This is a genomic window from Sulfurospirillum diekertiae (assembly GCF_002162315.1).
Lineage (GTDB): Bacteria > Campylobacterota > Campylobacteria > Campylobacterales > Sulfurospirillaceae > Sulfurospirillum.
Map to the genome: position 1 here is coordinate 2,630,391 of NZ_CP021416.1, position 15,627 is coordinate 2,646,017.

15 protein-coding genes and 2 pseudogenes are annotated in these 15,627 nt (G+C 41.9%); 7 read left to right on the forward strand and 10 right to left on the reverse strand.

Annotated features, from left to right (window positions below):
• Positions 1–102 precede the first annotated feature (102 nt).
• A complete protein-coding gene (gene nspC / locus Sdiek1_RS13475) occupies positions 103–1,248 on the reverse strand; it encodes a carboxynorspermidine decarboxylase (RefSeq protein ID WP_192866752.1) in 1,146 nt (381 codons plus the stop codon).
• A 212-nt stretch (positions 1,249–1,460) separates the two neighbouring features.
• Between nspC and Sdiek1_RS15705 the strand changes: the two are divergent.
• Together Sdiek1_RS15705 and Sdiek1_RS15710 are read left to right on the forward strand one after the other, a co-directional pair.
• Positions 1,461–2,339, forward strand: a pseudogene (locus tag Sdiek1_RS15705) (cache domain-containing protein); the annotation flags it as partial.
• 168 nt (positions 2,340–2,507) lie between these two features.
• Positions 2,508–3,506 (forward strand): annotated as a pseudogene (locus tag Sdiek1_RS15710) (methyl-accepting chemotaxis protein); the annotation flags it as partial.
• A 23-nt stretch (positions 3,507–3,529) separates the two neighbouring features.
• Here the strand turns inward: Sdiek1_RS15710 and Sdiek1_RS13485 are convergent.
• The 5 genes from Sdiek1_RS13485 to mltA form a co-directional block, all read right to left on the reverse strand.
• Entirely contained in the window at positions 3,530–4,360 is an 831-nt protein-coding gene (locus tag Sdiek1_RS13485) for an SDR family NAD(P)-dependent oxidoreductase (RefSeq protein ID WP_087439575.1), read from the reverse strand.
• On the reverse strand, positions 4,357–4,695 hold the full coding sequence (locus tag Sdiek1_RS13490) for a hypothetical protein (protein ID WP_087439576.1): 339 nt from the start codon (positions 4,693–4,695) through the stop codon (positions 4,357–4,359). The genes Sdiek1_RS13485 and Sdiek1_RS13490 overlap by 4 nt, the downstream gene beginning before the upstream one ends.
• Before the next feature lie 183 nt (positions 4,696–4,878).
• A complete protein-coding gene (locus tag Sdiek1_RS13495) occupies positions 4,879–6,093 on the reverse strand; it encodes a saccharopine dehydrogenase family protein (protein ID WP_087439577.1) in 1,215 nt (404 codons plus the stop codon).
• Between the two features lie 106 nt (positions 6,094–6,199).
• Positions 6,200–6,790, reverse strand: coding sequence for an RdgB/HAM1 family non-canonical purine NTP pyrophosphatase (gene rdgB, locus Sdiek1_RS13500; protein ID WP_087439578.1), 591 nt, complete (start codon positions 6,788–6,790; stop codon positions 6,200–6,202).
• 48 nt (positions 6,791–6,838) lie between these two features.
• Positions 6,839–7,909, reverse strand: a complete 1,071-nt coding sequence (gene mltA, locus Sdiek1_RS13505) for a murein transglycosylase A (protein ID WP_087439579.1) — start codon at positions 7,907–7,909, stop codon at positions 6,839–6,841.
• A gap of 221 nt (positions 7,910–8,130) precedes the next feature.
• Here mltA and Sdiek1_RS13510 point away from each other — a divergent pair, with 221 nt between their 5' ends.
• The 5 genes from Sdiek1_RS13510 (at position 8,131) to Sdiek1_RS13530 (ending at position 12,439) form a co-directional block, all read left to right on the forward strand.
• Positions 8,131–9,447 (forward strand): MFS transporter, encoded by a 1,317-nt coding sequence (locus tag Sdiek1_RS13510; protein ID WP_087439580.1) that lies wholly within the window; start codon positions 8,131–8,133, stop codon positions 9,445–9,447.
• A 3-nt stretch (positions 9,448–9,450) separates the two neighbouring features.
• Positions 9,451–9,873, forward strand: coding sequence for a YqaA family protein (locus Sdiek1_RS13515; RefSeq protein ID WP_087439581.1), 423 nt, complete (start codon positions 9,451–9,453; stop codon positions 9,871–9,873).
• A gap of 23 nt (positions 9,874–9,896) precedes the next feature.
• Positions 9,897–10,163: a transcriptional antiterminator Rof gene (locus Sdiek1_RS13520; RefSeq protein WP_087439582.1), complete on the forward strand. Its 267-nt coding sequence runs from the start codon at positions 9,897–9,899 to the stop codon at positions 10,161–10,163.
• Between the two features lie 149 nt (positions 10,164–10,312).
• The gene (locus Sdiek1_RS13525) at positions 10,313–10,699 is read left to right on the forward strand and encodes a hypothetical protein (RefSeq protein ID WP_151897993.1); all 387 of its coding nucleotides are present in this window, start codon (positions 10,313–10,315) and stop codon (positions 10,697–10,699) included.
• A gap of 312 nt (positions 10,700–11,011) precedes the next feature.
• Positions 11,012–12,439, forward strand: coding sequence for an SLC13 family permease (locus Sdiek1_RS13530; RefSeq protein ID WP_087439584.1), 1,428 nt, complete (start codon positions 11,012–11,014; stop codon positions 12,437–12,439).
• Between the two features lie 150 nt (positions 12,440–12,589).
• On the opposite strand, the gene Sdiek1_RS13535 is transcribed toward Sdiek1_RS13530, so the two are convergent.
• From Sdiek1_RS13535 to Sdiek1_RS13550, 4 genes are all read right to left on the reverse strand, one after another.
• Positions 12,590–13,624: an ABC transporter substrate-binding protein gene (locus Sdiek1_RS13535; RefSeq protein ID WP_087439585.1), complete on the reverse strand. Its 1,035-nt coding sequence runs from the start codon at positions 13,622–13,624 to the stop codon at positions 12,590–12,592.
• Between the two features lie 59 nt (positions 13,625–13,683).
• Positions 13,684–13,890, reverse strand: coding sequence for a CPXCG motif-containing cysteine-rich protein (locus Sdiek1_RS13540; RefSeq protein ID WP_087439586.1), 207 nt, complete (start codon positions 13,888–13,890; stop codon positions 13,684–13,686).
• A gap of 76 nt (positions 13,891–13,966) precedes the next feature.
• Positions 13,967–15,181 carry a molybdopterin molybdotransferase MoeA gene (locus Sdiek1_RS13545; protein WP_087439587.1) on the reverse strand — a complete coding sequence of 405 codons (1,215 nt, stop codon included), beginning with the start codon at positions 15,179–15,181 and terminating at the stop codon, positions 13,967–13,969.
• Positions 15,178–15,624: a molybdopterin synthase catalytic subunit gene (locus Sdiek1_RS13550; RefSeq protein ID WP_087439588.1), complete on the reverse strand. Its 447-nt coding sequence runs from the start codon at positions 15,622–15,624 to the stop codon at positions 15,178–15,180. The genes Sdiek1_RS13545 and Sdiek1_RS13550 overlap by 4 nt, the downstream gene beginning before the upstream one ends.
• Between the last annotated feature and the right edge of the window lie 3 nt (positions 15,625–15,627).

A 15,627-nucleotide genomic window follows, 5' to 3' on the forward strand; every position in this document is an offset into this window, starting at 1 on the left:
GATAAAAGCGGGGAAATATCTTGATTTTGGGTTAAAAGATAAGGATTTTGTTAGGATGTAAAAGAAAAAGTGCATGACTTCCTCTTTTACATGTAAAGATTTCTAATTACGTCTTTTATACTCATCATACCCAAACTGGCTCGTCACTTCGTAGCGTCCATCTTTGTGAAGCACGGCTAAATCAGGTAGTTTTACGCCATTAAAGGTGGTGTTTTTAACAATCGTGTAATGGATCATATCTTCAAAGATGAGCTTATCACCAATCTTCAGTGGCACGTCAAAACTGTAGTCCCCCATGATGTCGCCGGCTAAGCACGTCGGCCCTCCAAGGCGGTATACATAAGGTTTTTCACCTACTTCACCTGCACCTCGAATCGCGGCACGATAAGGCATCGCAAGCGTGTCTGGCATATGCGCTTCTGCGGAGATGTCGAGAATGGCGATGTCCATGCCGTTGTGAACGATGTCAAGCACACTTGCCACCAAAGGGCCTGTTTGCCAGCCCACGGCTTCACCCGGTTCTAAATAGACTTTGATATTATTGTATTTGGCTCTAAAATCCTTGATAAGGGAGATGAGTTTTTCCACATCATAGCCCTCACGCGTGATGTGATGCCCTCCTCCAAAATTGACCCATTTCATACGAGGAATCAAATCACCAAATCGTTCCTCAAACCCTTTCAAAACCGCTTCAAGTGCAGATGCATCTTGTTCGCAAAGGGCGTGAAAATGAAGCCCTTCAATGCCTTCAAGTTTGTCATACTGCATATTTTCTTTGGTGATGCCCAAGCGACTGTAAAGACCACAAGGGTTGTAAAGATCGACAGGGCTGGAAGAGACTTCAGGGTTAAGACGCAAGCCACAACTTGTTTTGCCAATCGCTTTTACTTTGTATTTTTCCCATTGATTGAACGAGTTAAAAATAAGATGATCACTTAAAGCAATCACTTCATCGATATCTTCTTCTTTATAGGCAGGTGAATAGGTATGAATCGTACCTTTAAAATACTCCTTCGCAAATTTAGCTTCGTGAAGTCCACTGCAAGTACAGCCACTCAAATAGCGATCGACCAAAGGAGCAAGTGCTTTAAATGCAAAGCCTTTAAGAGCGAGTAAAACGGTAGCACCTGAACGTTTGGCAACCTCTTCTAAAAGAGTCAAGTTTTGCTCTAATAACTGCTCTTCACACACATACACCGGTGTTTTAATCTCATGTAAAATAGTTTCGATACGACTTATTTTTAACATACATTTCTCCCAAAATTACACATGAAATGTAACATTTTTTGCCTTAATGGAAAAAACACCTAGAAATATCATCATTTTGTATCATAATACCGATACTATAATAGTGATATTCCACCCAAGGATAAGATATGCATAATCTAAGCATTAAAATAAAAGCGCTCTTGTTATTTACACTAACGATTTTTTTTGTTGCTGGAGCTTCTTTGCTCGTTATGGCCTATAAATCAAATGAACTTAGAAAAGCACAAACAAAAGATACTGAAGAGCTTATTTTAGATCTCAGCAAAAATGAGCTGAAAGCGTATACACGTATGGCTGAAAATGCCATTAGCACCTTTTACGAAGCTTCTTCTTCCGAAGCAAACATCGCACAAAATATTAAATCAGACGCTATGAGTTTGAAAAAAACCTTGGATGATGTTTATCAAAACAATAAAGATAAACTCTCCAGTGCAGAGCTTAGAACCATGCTTTTAAGCCTCATCAATGGGTATCGCTATAACAACGACATTGGCTACTTTTATGCCTATTCAACCGAGGGTATTAATGTGGTACATCCTATCAACAAAGCGCTTGTCGGTAAAAATCTCATGGATATGAAAGATAAAGAAGGAAACTTCGTCATTAAAGATCTTATTAAAGCTGCCAAAGAGGGAACAGGCGTCACGCGTTTTATTTGGCCACATCCTGTCACCAAAGTGGATGAGCCAAAGCTCTCTTACAACTTTTACTATGAACCACTTGATTTGGTGATTGGCACAGGCGATTATGCGTCCAGTATTAAGGAACGCTACCAAAATGAAGCCATTAAGGTTTTAGAAAAACTCCGCTATGCAGACGATGGTTATTTTTATGCCATCAAAAAAACAGATAAAGGGTATGCCTATGCCTTTCATGCAACAAATCCTTCGCAAAAAAACAAAGAGTTTAAACTAGGCATCAAAGACTCTCACGGCAATATGTACCGTGATGAAATCGTTCAAAATGTAGCCAAGAATATGGAGGAAGGTACGTTTGTACCGTACTATTTTGAACATCCTAAAACCAAACAAGATGCTCCAAAAATTGCCTATGCCAAGTATTTTAAAGCGTGGGATTGGATTATAGTTTCAGGTCTTTACACAGACTCCATTGAAGCATACACGGCGACACAGGACAAAAAAGTCAACTCCAACATCAATGCTATGCTGATTGGAACGATTGTATCAGGTGCTATTGTGGCACTTTTAGCTATTTTTGCCATTTATTTTCTTATTACTGGCCTTATTGCAACACCTTTGCTCAATCTCCAAGCAACAGCCCATAACCTTGCAGAAGGAGATGGCGATCTTACCAAACAGTTAGACATCAAACACCATGATGAAATTGGTGGTGCAGCCAAAGAGATCAACAATTTCATTGAAAAAGTGCGTGCAACCATCGCCCTTGCCAAGGATACCAGCAGCGAAAATGCTTCAATCGCACACGAGCTTTCTGTCACAACCTTGCAAGTCGGTAAACGTGTCGAGGACTCAACCAATATCATCAATCAAACAACGCAGATGTCTACTATCATTAAAAAAGAGATCAGTGTGTCAGTGGAAGAAGCAAAAGCCTCTAAAGAAGAGGTCATCAAAGCGAACCAAGAACTGAAAACAGCTCGAGGATTTGTCCAACAGTTAGGGGAACGTGTTCAAAACAGCGCCCACACGGAGATGGAACTCGCACAAAAAATTCAACAGCTTAGTTCCGACGCCGATCAAGTGAAAAATGTTCTAACGGTCATTAGTGATATCGCCGATCAAACCAACCTTTTAGCACTCAATGCCGCAATCGAAGCTGCGCGCGCAGGGGAACATGGAAGAGGCTTTGCCGTTGTTGCTGATGAAGTACGCACTTTGGCAGAACGTACTCAAAAAAGTCTAGTGGAGATCAATGCCACCATTAATATCATTGTTCAAGCCATCATGGATAGCAGTGACCAAATGAATAAAAACTCTAAAGAGGTACAAGAGCTCTCTGTGATTGCGGAAGATGTGGGTAAAAAAATCAACATAACCGTTGATATGATGAACCTTGCGACCAACTTGAACGACAAAACCGTCACCGATTATATTAAAACGGGGGCAAAAATAGAAGAAATCGTCTCTAAAATTGAAGAGATCAACACACTCTCAACCCAAAATACGAGAAGCGTCGAAGAGATCGCGGGTGCAAGTGAGCATCTTAACTCATTGACTGAAAAACTCAATGCCATTTTGAATAAATTTAGAACTTGAGAAGAGGTCTCTTTTGAGACTTCTTATTCCCCCGCTTTTCTAGCGATCGAATCCATAATACATGTTGGTAAAATGCGTTTTAATATGGTAAAAAGCTTAGTAGGGAACGTAACGGGGTAGCGAAATTTTGGTTTTGCAGACTCCATCGCTTCAACCAAGACTTTTAAGACCGCCTCAGCGCCTAAGGTAAAAGCACTGTCACCATTTTTTTGAAGGCGCCCAAGTGTTTTTTCATAAATTGCTTTGTGTGCGGAGCGCTCTTGGTCAATGTTGGCAAGAAACTTTGCCAGTGCATTTTTACGAAAATTGCTGCGAATTGGACCTGGCTCAATCAAAACAACGTCAACGCCACTGCCATGAAGTTCCAGTCTCAGCGTATCGGCTAGTCCTTCAATCGCAAATTTTGAAGCGTTGTATGCACCTCGGTAACTCATCGCCACAAATCCTAAAATAGAGCTGTTGAAAATAATCCGTCCATGCCCTTGTTTTCGCATATAAGGAAGCACTAAATTCGTAAGCTCAACGGTTCCAAAAACATTGGTTTCAAACTGTTCTCGTAATACATCTCGTTTGAGGTCTTCCACGGCTCCTGGTTGTCCAAAAGAGGCATTATTAAAGAGTATATCAATGCGACCACCCGTTTGTGAAAGCATCCACGCAAGGGCTACATGTAAACTGCTTGAATCGCAAAGGTCAAGTTTACAAGTATTCAAACCTTCAGCTTGCAAACGCTTCACATCTTCATCTTTACGACACGTTGCAAAAACAGTGTAACCTAACTTTTTAAGCCCATGTGCACAGGTGTAACCGATGCCCGAAGAGCACCCTGTGATGAGAATAGTTTGTGTTTTCATACGCTAAGAATGGTTTCACCTGAGTTGATCCACGAACTAAGCAACTCGCCCGTGTAAAAAACATCAATACCACACGTTTGTAGTGGAGCAGTAATGTCCATCGTGTCAGCGCATTTAAGGCACGCCACGACTTTGACACCGTCGTTTATCATCGCTTCCACTTTGGCTCTTACTTCTGCATCTTCAGTGATTAAACGTTGCGAAGCACCCCAAACAAGCACCTCAACTTCATCCATCCAGCCCTTTAAAATGGCATTGTGCGCATAAAGGCATACCATTAATAAGGCGGTTTCTTTGTTATCCGTTGTCCATAAGATTTTTGCTTTTTTTGACATGATCATCCTTTACATGTAAAGTTGTCAAAGAGGGAGCTCAAAACTTTACATGTAAAGCTTTAAGCAAGAGACATCATATTTTTATAACGCTTTTTAGGCAAAGCCTAAAAAAGCTACGCTAGCCGCTGTGGCACTAAAGCTTGCCTTTACAAGGCAGAGGTTTCTTGCAATTATGCAAGAAACCTACTTAACTTCGAACGTTTCCTCAGGTTTCATTTCGATGATTTTCCAAGGAAGCCCTTGGGTGTTGAGCTCGTCCATAAAGGGTTTTGCATCGAATTGTTCCATATTGAACACACCCTTACCAGCCCATTTACCTTCTAACATCATTTTAGCGCCGATCATCGCAGGCACGCCTGTGGTGTAACTGACCGCTTGCGCACCTGTCTCGCGGTAACACGCTTGGTGATCGCAGACGTTGTAGATGTAGATTTTTCGTTTTTGACCGTCTTTGAGTCCTTCAAATACACAGCCGATGTTGGTAAAGCCAACGGTTCTAGGTCCTAAACTTGCTGGGTCGGGAAGGAGTGCTTTTAAGAGTTGAATCGGCACAATTTTCACACCATCGACTTCCACTTCATCAATGCGCAGCATACCGACGTTTTCCAAACATTTCATGTGCGTGAGGTAGCTTTGACCAAACGTCATAAAGAAGCGAATACGTTTAAGCCCTTTGATGTTTTGAACCAAAGACTCTAACTCTTCATGGTACAGCAAATAACTGTCTTTTGGCCCTACTTCGGGGTAATCCCACACCATTTTCACAGACACTGGCTCAGTCTCGATCCACTTGCCCTCTTCCCAGTAACGCCCTTTGGAGCTCACTTCTCTAAGGTTAATTTCGGGATTAAAATTGGTCGCAAATGCGTAACCGTGATCGCCTGCATTACAGTCTAAGATGTCGATAGAGTTGATCTCATCGAAAAGGTATTGCTGTGCATAGGCACAAAAAACATTCGTCACACCCGGATCAAATCCACTGCCCAAAAGTGCCATAATGCCCGCGTCTTTAAACGCTTTATCTCTTGCCCATTGTTCTTTGTACTCAAATTTTGCGAGATCTGGATGCTCGTAGTTTGCGGTATCAAGGTAAGGTACTTTGGTTTTAATGCACGCATCCATGATGGTAAGATCTTGGTATGGAAGGGCGATGTTCATCACCAAAGCGGGTTTTACTTTTTCGATTAAAACCACCAACGCATCCACATCGTCCGCATCAATCGCAGCCGTTTCAATGTTTACATGTAAAGATTCTTTGATCTCGTTTGCGATTTGGTCGCACTTTGATTTGGTTCTGCTTGCCAAGACGATGTGTGAAAATACCGCGCTGTTCATCGCACATTTTTTGGTGACGACACGACTCACCCCACCCGCGCCAATAATTAATACTGTTGCCATTTTTATCCTTTGAGGTTTCATTATGAGGCTTCTTTAATAAGAGCTATGCACCATAGCCATTATCAAAAAAGCCTGATTTACATTTTAATGTGATTTGATTACGTTTTTATTTCAAGCTTTTAAGCACGATATACGCGAGCTCCAACGCGCGGGCTCGGTGTGAAAACGCTTTTTTGACACTTTCATCCAGTTCACCCAAGGTTTGCTCAAATCCGCAGGGAACAAACATCGGATCGTAGCCAAAACCATTGTTTCCACGAGCCTCTGCTATAGCTTCACCGTGCATCCAGCCATGTACACAAAATTCACCTTTGGCACACACAAGCGCAATCGCTGCCGTGTAAAACGCGGGTGTTTTTGCAAGACCGTTCTCTTTTAAGGTCGCAATCAATTTGGTAAGATTCTCTTTAGCATTCGCATTAATTCCTGCATAACGCGCACTGTAAATACCGGGGATTCCACCTAAGGAAGGCACACTAATGCCGCTGTCATCGCTTAAAACGATGTCGTCTTTACGCTCCAGTTTTTCATACACGGCGCGCGCTTTAATCAGAGCATTTTCTTTAAAGGTTAAGCCCGTTTCATCGATCTCAAAAGCAGGCATAACATCACTGTACGCAACCACTTCGTACTCGCTGATCCATGACTGAAACTCTTTCACTTTTCCTTGATTGGACGTGGCTAAAATAATTCTCAAATGCTGCTCCACAAAACGAAATAAGGCTTTATTCTACCTACTTTTTGTTTAAAACTTCGGTTGCATTATCCAGACTTCCAGCGGTGCTTTGAGCTCGCCTGCTATCCACTGTGCCCTCTCGCCATAGCCCATAAACATATCAGCCCGATTGGGCCCTTTAATGGCACCACCCGTGTCTTGCGCAAAGACAAATTTATCGACTTTGTAGTTAGGCGATTCGCTCTTGACCGCTAAAAGAGAGCCTAGAGGAATATAACTGCGATCTACTGCAACGGAGCGTTCAGGCGTTAAAACCAGTCCTAAACTTCCCGTAGCACGTTGTTCCATTTTGCGAAAGAACACATAGCTTGGATTGGTATTGAGCATCGCGTCAATTTGGTTAGGATGCGCTACTAGCCACGCTTTGATACTCTGTAAAGAGATATCTTCGAGGTTGGTAAAAATGCCACGATTGAACATCTCTCGACCGAGTGATTTGTACGGATGCCCATTGGAGTCCGCATAGCCTATAAAGACGACTTTACCATCTTCAAATTCAACCCTGCCAGAACCTTGCACTTCCATAAAGAAAAGATCGATTTTATCGTCCACATAACAGAGCACTTCGGCATTGATTTTATGCTTTTCAATCTCTGCACGGGTATAGTACGGAAGCATTTTGCCTTTCACGGAGCGTCCACGCATTTTTTTGTCGTGTTCTCCCACAATTGCGACCAAATCTTTGGGTTTTGCATACACAGGATATTTAAAGCGTGCACTTTTTTTCATACTGCCATGCAATAAGGGCTCGTAATACCCCGTCAGCATCGAGCGTTGATCATTAGGCTGAATCTTTTTAAGCTCAAATGAGTTTTGAAAAAAGGCTCTGGCATCTTTTACATGTAACGCTTGTTCACAAACATTCGGATACGCTTTTTTGCTCAGCGGTGCGGCGCAATTTTGGCGAAAAAGCGAAAGAAGTTCATCAAAGTTCTCATGCTCAGCGAGTGCATTAAAGCGTTCATTTTGAGCTTTTACAGAGGTGACAAACGCTTCATCTTGAGGCGTAGGAGCAGATTTTGGAGCACAACCGCTCAACACAAACAGCAGACAGATCAAAAGGGGGAGACTATATCGCATCACAATCCATTAAAAGAGCTTACCCTTAAAGGTATCTCATCATTTTTTTAACTTGTTGAGTCTGGTATAAGCTATTTCGGGCGTATCCGACTCAAAAATGTATCAAAAAATTATAACATAAAACAACCTTGCTCCAAATTCACCCAAAATAATCTATAGAATTTTCAAAGTTTAACAAGGGTAAAATTGTCCTTAATTAATCTTGAGGAATTTTTGCACCCATGTTTAAAACTATTTTTCCCCTTAGCCTTATTATTTCACTCCGTTTCTTAGGTCTCTTCATCGTCCTTCCCGTCCTCTCCGTTTACGCACTTCATCTCGAAGGCTCAAACGAATTTTTAGTGGGTATTACCATCGGTGGATACGCACTCACGCAAATGTTTCTGCAAATTCCTTTTGGCATTTTATCAGACAAAATTGGACGTAAAATTACTATTTTTATTGGACTGGTTGTTTTTCTCGTCGGCTCGCTCGTGTGTGCGTATAGCACGACGATTTATGGACTGATGATGGGTCGTTTCTTGCAAGGTGCAGCAGCCATTGGCGCTGTAGGAACGGCAATGATCAGCGACATGGTCAAAGAAGAGGTACGCGGACATGCCATGGCGATTATGGGTGGCTGTATTGCTGCCAGTTTTGCGATTTCCATGATGTTAGGTTCTGTCATTGGTGGTTATTACGGTGTCGATAAGCTCTTTTTTTATCACCGCTGCCCTCTCTGTTTTGCGATGATCGTGCTTTACACCAAAGTGCCTAACCCTCCCAAAATTATTCACAACTATGGTGCTGATGAGACGCAACTGAGACATATTCTCAAAGACAAGAACCTCATGAAAATGAACATCACCAACATGCTTCAAAAAGGGATGATGACGCTTGCCTTTATGGTCATTCCTATCATCATGGTGCAAGAGTTCGGTTTTGCCAAAAAAGAGCTGTGGATGGTATATCTGCCTGCAATGCTTTGTGGTGTGCTTGCGATGGGACCTTCTGCCATTTTAGGAGAGAAAAAACATAAAGCCAAAGAGATGCTCATGATCGGTGTAGCCCTTTTTGCGATCAGCTACGTCATGATGGGTTATGCGCACAAAGCTCCATGGTTCATCGTAGGTGTGGTTATCTTCTTTATCGGCTTTAATATGCATGAACCGCTCATGCAATCCATGGCAAGCAAATACGCTAAAGTTCACCAAAAAGGTGCGGCTCTGGGTGTCTTTAATACGTTTGGTTACGGTGGAACATTTGTGGGTGGTGTGTTTGGTGGTTATTTCTTGCAACACTTTGGCATTATGGAGATTGCGTGGGTAATCTTCATCATCTGTATTCTCTGGCTCTTTTTGATCGCTAGCCTTAAAAATCCAAGCCATAATAAAAACATCTACTTGCCTTATGGTGAATTTGATATTTCACGTGTAGAACACCTCAAAGGGCTTAAGGGCATTGTTGAGTGGTATCGCAACGAAAGTGAGAAAATCTTGGTCGTCAAATACGATGCCAACCTCACTGACAAAGAGACGATTTTAGCGGTCATTTCCTAATCAGTGAGTTATCTCTCTCTTTTTCTAACAAGTTTCGCATCTGCCACGCTACTACCGGGTGGAAGCGAAGCGCTTTTTGTTTATCTTCTTAGCCTTCATTTAAACCCTTTTTTTTTGCTTCTCATCGCAACGCTGGGCAATACCTTAGGCGCATTTGTCAACTATCTGCTTGGAAAATACGCCACAGACTTTGCACTTCGCAAAAACTATATGAGCGAAAAACACCTCCGAAAAGCCTCGTCTCTTTTTGAAAAATACGGTGCTTGGAGCTTGCTCTTTTCTTGGCTTCCCATCATCGGCGATCCACTCACGTTTGTTGCAGGCGTTGTTCGTTATGAGTGGTGGAAGTTTATTATCATCGTGGGATTTTCAAAATTCGCTCGGTATATTTTTGTCTACCTTGGCTTTTTAGCCATCGCATCGTAAATCCACACACAAAGAAGTCACTTATGAACACACCCATCTCCTGCGAATTTTACGATCAACTCATGGTCGCCATAGAACGTAAAATTCCTTCCACCATTGTCTATCTGGAAAAGGAACAAAGCACTACACTTAAAGGTGTTGTTACAGAATTAAGGATGATCGATTATGAAGAGTTTTTAGTTTTAAAAGGCGGAAAAAAGATCAATCTTCAAACGATTTTTTCGTTTAATGGCAAAAGACATAAAGAGGTTTCGTTTTTACATGTAAAGAAGATTGATGGCACAAAATGATGCCGTATGTACCGATAATTTACAAATCGTTAACTGAAGAGACTTATAATAGATCCAAATAGTTTTAAAATATGAATTTTGGAGCTTCAACAATGTTGTACCCTACTAAATCAAAACTAAACAACCTTTACATCAGCAAAAGTTTTATTATGACGCTAGGCATATTTTCGTTGATCACACCATCACTTTTTGGTGCAGGTTATATCTTACCAAGTGGCACGGTTGTGTATGACAACACGGCAGACCAAACTATCTACAGAGTTGAAAGAGTTTCACCTATGCCTCCTTCTTCACACGTCATCGTAGAAGGTTCCCCTATACAAACAACGACTGTTATGGTTGAAGATAGAGTCGTCACGTACGATCGACCTGTTATTATTAGAGAACGAATCATTGACAGAGGTCCCGTGTATGATGTCGTAGATGTGGCAGGTACCGTCCTCTTTTATGGTCTTTTATACGATGCCATGGGACATGGCTTTTACCATTACGGACCTCATCGACATTATGATCGTTTTGATCATTACAGAAGATAAGTCGACTCAAAAATCCTAAACTTTTAACGGATGCTTTTTTCTTTACATGTAAAGAATTTACCTCTCAAAATTGCGCATATTTTTAAAAAGAGCGCCGCAAAGGTTAAAAGTTTAGCTCCAATCTTTTTCCCCTTAGAAAATCTACAAATTTCACCTAAAGTCCCCTAGAATATAACTTTTTTTCATTCCTAAAATTTAAGGTTTCTTATCTTATCCTACTTCAAGAACCAAATTTAATATTTTTAATCTTTACTATAAGTAATTTTTTTTATTTCTTTCATCTGACATCTAAAGTGTATACCAGGAGGTTATATGTTTAATACGAAGAAGATGATTTTTATTGTTTTGGCGTTAGTCGCTATGCTTTCCATGATTTATCTCACACCTGAGATGCCGGGATTAAATTTTAAAGGGAAAGTCGCGCTTGGTGTTGGTATCTTTGCTATCATCGTCTGGATTTCGCAAGCCCTAGATGATGCACAGAGCGGTTTTTTAATCATTGCTTTTTTAGTGCTTTTTGGGGCAGGAAAAATTGGAGAAGCACTGATCGGCTATTCTTCTACGGGCGTTTGGATTGTTGTTTTAGGTATGATTATGGCGGCGTGTATGGGTGACACAGGACTTTCTAAAAGACTTGCTCTTATCATCGTGAGTAAGATTGGAAAATCGGCTATCAATTTGTATTGGGCAATCTCCTTAGTGACGCTGATTATGACCTTTTTTATTCCTTCTCTTGCAGCAAAAACCCTTTTGGTTTTGCCGATTATCACCTCGATGGGTTTGGCATTTGGTGCAGAAAAAGGGCAAAGTACCCTCGTAAAAGGGTTGATTTATATTGTCACTATCGCAGGAACGATGTACTGCATGGGCATTATGACCTCCCACGCCGCAAACCCCATTTCCGTTAGCCTTATCAAAAATGCAACAGGCGTTGATGTCAGCTGGATGGAGTGGTTTAAAATCGGCATGCCACCCGCTTTACTCATGGGCTTGATTGCAACCTATATCATCATTAAGATGTTTCCACCCGATATTGAAGATATATCCGCTGGTCGCGATGTGATGAATCAACAATTAAGCGACATGGGGAAAATGAGTTCAAAAGAGATTTATGCTTTTGTCATTTTCATCGCAACACTACTGCTGTGGGCAACCGATAAACTGCACGGTCTCAATGCGACCCTTGTTGCTATGCTTGCCGTTGCCGCGATGATCGCCCCCGTTCCTACGCAAGTTATGACATGGAAAGAAGCTGAGAAAAAAGTTCCTTGGAATGTTTTTATTGTGTATGGAGCTGGTTTGTCTATGGGTTCATTGCTCGTTAAAACGGGTGCAGCCGCATGGCTTGCGAGTACATTTTTTCATCCGTTGCTCAGCCTCGATGTCAAACTGCAAGTCGTTATTTTTATCTGGCTGATGCTTGCCCTTCAAGTTTTATTCACAGGTGCGGGGCCTAAAACAACCGCATTGACGCCCGTGGTTATTGCTCATGCCATTGCGGTTGCAGCGCTTCCCGCCAATGCTGGCATGCAAGTCACAGCATTTGTCATTTTAGTCAGTATGAATATGCTTCACCAATACCTACTCCCCGTCTCCAATCTCCCGAACATCATCGGTCTCGCAACGGAAGAGATCACCTCAAGCGAATTGATTAAAGTCGGTGCGATTATGAGTCTCTTTGGTGCGGTATTTTGTACGGTTATGGTTTATACCTATTGGAGTTGGATAGGGCTATTTTGATACGATTAGCTTAAAATTGGGTGTTCCATTAAAGCATCTTACATGCAAAAGAGTTTAGTGGAACGCCATGATATTATAGGTTTTGGCAAGAGATATAAAGAGATTTTAAAGCTTTACATGTAAAACAAAACCTTACTTCATAAACCCATTTTATTCTTTAGGGGGAATCCCTTTTAGAATCATTTTTGCCTCTTCTTTACTCAACGGATAGTCAAAAAAGCGTGTGTAAAAAGCAATAGTCTCTTGTTCGATGTCAAACTCTTTAAATTTTTCAGGGTAAAAAATCTGTGCTGCCCATTGGACTTGCAAAATGGCTTCGGCGCTGTATCTGTCCCAAAAGAACATCCCTTTGGGGTTAATGTAGACTCGTTTGGCTTGGGTTGCGGAAATATTTTTGAACATCGGGTTGTTGAGGAAATCGCTCGCTTGAATCTCGCTTGAGGTAGAGCCGATGATGACAATATCGGGATTCCATGCGATGATTTGCTCGGCTGAGACAGTTTTACTGGGGCCTTGAAGTTCACTGGCGACGTTAATACCTCCGGCGAGTCGAATCCAAGAGTCCATCATTGAACCTGAGCCATCCACCACAAACGAGGTACTAATATTGCTCATATGCAACACTTTAGGTCGTTGCTGAGCGGGAACATCTTTGAGCCTCTCATCAATCTTTTGTGTGACTTGATCTAAATAAAGTGCGTATGCCTCCGCTTTTGTTCGTGCGGCTTTGCCCAAAATTTTGCCCGTCATCAAAACACACTCTTTTAAAGAAGGAAAATCCACAAGTGAAAGCTCGATAATTGGCACACCAAGGTTTCGAAAGACCCCGATATTTTTATTGCCCACAAAGGTAAAAACAACATCTGGTTTGGCTTTCAACAACTCTTCGATGGAGCTCATCGCAACGGTATTGTTACTAAAAACAACGGCTGCTTGACGCATGTGTGGGTTGATCTTGTAAAGCCATGGGCACATCTGCTCTGTGACGATGGTTGCTACGATTTTATCGCCAGCTCCTAGCATCGTGACAATCGCATTATGCGCAGGCCACGCATCGGCGATACGGTTAATGGAATCGGGAATATCCGTATGTGTTGTATTGGCCTTATCGGTGAATGTTTGTTGCGCAAAAAGAGACGCACAGCCTAGAATTAAAATCAGCAGTGGATAAAAAAATCGTTTCATGATGTATCTCCAAAGATAAAAAGGCTTGGCTTTTAACGTTTACATGTAAAGGCTTTAGCTTAAAACTCATTGCCTTCGATACGGCTAACTCGAATCTCTATAAAATCATCACTCTTCGATGCGACGTAAATTTCAATGGGACGACAGCAGACATAACAGTCTTCAATATAACTCTCCCCTACTTCGCTACTAGGTTCAATATAAATCGAAAAACTCTCCCAACAATAAGGGCAGGTGATGGTTTTGTCAAAGAGGGTATTATTCATAAAAACCTTTCAGAACGTAGAAGTTATCTCTTTACATGTAAAGACTAAAACGAAGTTTTTGGGTATTGCCAGACTCTTACAAGTCTAGCAATACCACGTCAACCATCTCACCTTTTTCAATTTTTTGAACATCTTTTTCGACACGAAGAAGAACGGGATTGTCTAAAAGATTGTTGAGAATGGCGCTACTGCCTTCTTTTTTACCGTGCAAGTCAACGATGAGCTGACCCTCAGTAAAGCGAAGATTACAAGCGGTAAATTCCACAAATTTGGAGCGCTTTTTATAGAGTTCGCCCATAAAGGCTTTAATCGTTGGTAAGGCAAAGGTTTGTGCACGCAGTTTGCGAAGCAAGGGAGCGATGAACAAAAAGGTACAGACTGATGCGCTGTACGGAAAGCCTGGGAGCGCGTAGATGTACTTGTGACCGGTTTTGACGACACGAATGTGACGACCTGGTTTCATGTACGACCCATCAATGATGTTTTCGATTTTCATATCGGTAAGAATGCTCTGCAAGTAGTCAAAATCCCCAACACTTCCACCACCTGTGGTAATGACGATGTCACTCCACATCAGGGCTTGACGAAGTTGTTGCTCAATGACATCACGATCATCTTTAATGAGCTTAAAACGCATGGTTTCGCAGCCGAGTTGGCGCAAGATGCTCTCAACCGTGACGTGGTTTGAACTGCGAATCTGTGCATAAGAAGTTTTAGGCTCGCCAAAGTCCAAGATTTCATTGCCCGTGGAAAGAATGGCAATGCGAGGCTTCATAAAGACCTCAACTTGAACCATACCCACTTCTGCCATCACACCAATCTCCGCAAAACCGATCTTCGTGCCTTTTTTGATGAGCACCTCACCCGCTTTATAGTTCTCTCCCACAGGACGAACCGCAAAGCCTTTGGAAACAGCGGAGGTAATGTGAATCTTACCCTCTTTTACGTCCACATTTTCGATGGGAATAAGTGTATCACTGCCTTCGCTCATCAACGTACCTGTAAAGGTTTTGACACATTCCCCTTTGTGTACGATACCATGCGTTTCAGTCCCCGCAGGTATGAAATCACTAATAATAAGAGAGCCTAGTTGTTGGTCGCTAAAACGGATGGCATACCCATCCATCGAAGAAGTGGCATGGGTTGGATTGTTTTCAGGAGCTACGATATCAACGGCAAGAAAACGACCCAGAGCATCGCCTATAAAAATATTTTCAATGCCAATTTCGGTTTGAATAGAATTTTCAAGCGCCTTAAGCGTCTCATCAAAAGGAGGAAATGAGTGACTCATGCATCCGCCTTTAAGAGACCTGCTCCACTGAGCACATGGGAACGCTCTTTGGCATACACACGCTTTCCATCCACCAAATCATACTTCCAAATCGGAGCATTGGCTTTAAAATCTTCGACAAAATCATTGATCATCTTAAGAGCTACCTTTCGTTTAGGGGAAACAACCGCTGCGATATAACTGGAAGTATGGTTAGGAACATCACCACGCGAGTGTGCCATAAGAAGGTAGGCATTTTGCACTTTAGCTTTTTCCTGCCACGCGTTAAACCAACTGTTTAAGATGGGTTCGTAAATATCAAAACTCAATCCCTCGATACCATCTTCATCACGAACAATACCAACAAAAGGAATGAACGCACCATAGTTTTTATCGCTAATTTTGGCGTACCAATCTGCCAAAATAGTGTTTACATGTAAAGATCCATTGTGAAGTTCTAACATAGA

Excerpts from the sequence above, each read along its gene's own strand:
- nspC (WP_192866752.1), bottom strand. The coding sequence starts at position 1,248 with ATGTTAAAAATAAGTCGTATCGAAACTATTTTACATGAGATTAAAACA.
- Sdiek1_RS13485 (WP_087439575.1), bottom strand. The coding sequence starts at position 4,360 with ATGAAAACACAAACTATTCTCATCACAGGGTGCTCTTCGGGCATCGGT.
- Sdiek1_RS13490 (WP_087439576.1), bottom strand. The coding sequence starts at position 4,695 with ATGTCAAAAAAAGCAAAAATCTTATGGACAACGGATAACAAAGAAACC.
- Sdiek1_RS13495 (WP_087439577.1), bottom strand. The coding sequence starts at position 6,093 with ATGGCAACAGTATTAATTATTGGCGCGGGTGGGGTGAGTCGTGTCGTC.
- mltA (WP_087439579.1), bottom strand. The coding sequence starts at position 7,909 with ATGCGATATAGTCTCCCCCTTTTGATCTGTCTGCTGTTTGTGTTGAGC.
- Sdiek1_RS13510 (WP_087439580.1), top strand. The coding sequence starts at position 8,131 with ATGTTTAAAACTATTTTTCCCCTTAGCCTTATTATTTCACTCCGTTTC.
- Sdiek1_RS13520 (WP_087439582.1), top strand. The coding sequence starts at position 9,897 with ATGAACACACCCATCTCCTGCGAATTTTACGATCAACTCATGGTCGCC.
- Sdiek1_RS13525 (WP_151897993.1), top strand. The coding sequence starts at position 10,313 with ATGACGCTAGGCATATTTTCGTTGATCACACCATCACTTTTTGGTGCA.
- Sdiek1_RS13530 (WP_087439584.1), top strand. The coding sequence starts at position 11,012 with ATGTTTAATACGAAGAAGATGATTTTTATTGTTTTGGCGTTAGTCGCT.
- Sdiek1_RS13535 (WP_087439585.1), bottom strand. The coding sequence starts at position 13,624 with ATGAAACGATTTTTTTATCCACTGCTGATTTTAATTCTAGGCTGTGCG.
- Sdiek1_RS13540 (WP_087439586.1), bottom strand. The coding sequence starts at position 13,890 with ATGAATAATACCCTCTTTGACAAAACCATCACCTGCCCTTATTGTTGG.
- Sdiek1_RS13545 (WP_087439587.1), bottom strand. The coding sequence starts at position 15,181 with ATGAGTCACTCATTTCCTCCTTTTGATGAGACGCTTAAGGCGCTTGAA.
- Sdiek1_RS13550 (WP_087439588.1), bottom strand. The coding sequence starts at position 15,624 with ATGTTAGAACTTCACAATGGATCTTTACATGTAAACACTATTTTGGCA.